General features: G+C 69.4%; 1 protein-coding gene and 1 pseudogene. Both read left to right on the top strand.

Translation table 11 applies throughout. From position 1 onward, the window contains the following. The first annotated feature begins 164 nt into the window (after positions 1-164). The gene (locus ACRDSQ_RS23075; RefSeq protein ID WP_431423956.1) at positions 165-1097 is read left to right on the top strand and encodes an ABC transporter ATP-binding protein; all 933 of its coding nucleotides are present in this window, start codon (positions 165-167) and stop codon (positions 1095-1097) included. Continuing rightward, positions 1097-1399: pseudogene (locus ACRDSQ_RS23080) on the top strand (ABC transporter permease); the annotation flags it as partial. The gene ACRDSQ_RS23075 and the pseudogene ACRDSQ_RS23080, both read left to right, overlap by 1 nt.

Here is a 1399-nt window from a genome sequence, read left to right on the forward strand (position 1 = left end):
CCCCGTGACAGCGGGGTGGCAGCCGACTCACTGGATTCGCGATGGACAAAGCCGCACGCAAAGAGAGACTCGGCGGGTGCTGCGACTGCGAGGTCGAGGCCAACATCTGCCCCTGACGGCTAAATCCCTCGAAACTGTCGGACCCCACGTCTAGGGTTCGGCGAGTGGGTGGGAATGGCGCGCTGGTGCGCGCGGACGGGCTGGCCAAGCGCTTCGGGGAGTTCGAGGCGGTTCGGGGGATCGACCTCGACGTGCGGCCGGGGGAGGCGTTCGGCTTCCTCGGCCCCAACGGCGCGGGCAAATCGTCGACGATGCGGATGATCTCCTGCGTGTCCCCGCGCAGCGGTGGCGAGCTGAGTGTGCTCGGCATGGACCCGGACCGGCAGGGCCCGCAGATCCGCGCCCGTCTCGGCGTTGTGCCGCAGCTCGACAATCTCGACAACGACCTCTCCGTCCGGCAGAACCTGCACATCTACGGCCGCTACTTCGGCCTCGGCAAGGCCCACCTGCGTGAGAAAGCCGCCGAACTCCTCGACTTCGCCCAGCTCACCGAGCGCGCCGACGACCCGGTCGAGCCGCTCTCCGGCGGCATGAAGCGCCGACTCACGATCGCGCGCTCGCTGATCAACGACCCCGAGTTGCTCCTGCTCGACGAACCCACCACAGGGCTCGACCCGCAGGCGCGGCATCTGTTGTGGGACAAGCTGTTCCGGCTCAAACAGGACGGCGTGACGCTCATCGTCACCACCCACTACATGGATGAGGCGGAGCAGCTCTGCGACCGTCTGGTCGTCATGGACAACGGCCGGATCGCCGCCGAGGGCAGCCCCGGTGAGCTGATCGCCAAGTACTCCACCCGCGAAGTCCTCGAACTGCGCTTCGCCCCGGGGGCACAGCATGACATCGAGCCGCTCGTCGCCGACCTGGCCGACCGGGTCGAAGTCCTGCCCGACCGCCTGCTCCTCTACACCGTCGACGGCGAGGCCGCCCTGGCCGCCGCCCACGCCCGCGGGGTGCAGCCGGTGTCGAGCCTGGTGCGCCGCAGCACGCTGGAGGACGTCTTCCTCCGCCTCACCGGCCGGACGCTGGTGGACTGATGACCTCCGTCCTCGCCCGCCGGGCCACCGGCCGCGTCCTGAGCCCCACCCGCGCGTCGCTGCTTGTCGTCCACAGCTTCTGGACCTGGTACCGCCGAAACTGGCGCGCATCGATCACGTCCGGGTTCCTGCAGCCCGCGCTCTACCTGGTGGCCCTCGGCTTCGGTTTCGGCTCCCAGGTCACGGCTGGACCGTCGACCCTGGGCCTGCCGTACGTGCAGTACCTGGCACCCGCGCTGCTGGCCGCGTCCCTGACGCAGGTGGCGGCGTTCGAGTCGACCTACCCGATCCTGTCGGCGTTC

The sequence above is a fragment of the Actinokineospora sp. genome, assembly GCF_050699995.1.
Classification (GTDB): domain Bacteria; phylum Actinomycetota; class Actinomycetes; order Mycobacteriales; family Pseudonocardiaceae; genus Actinokineospora.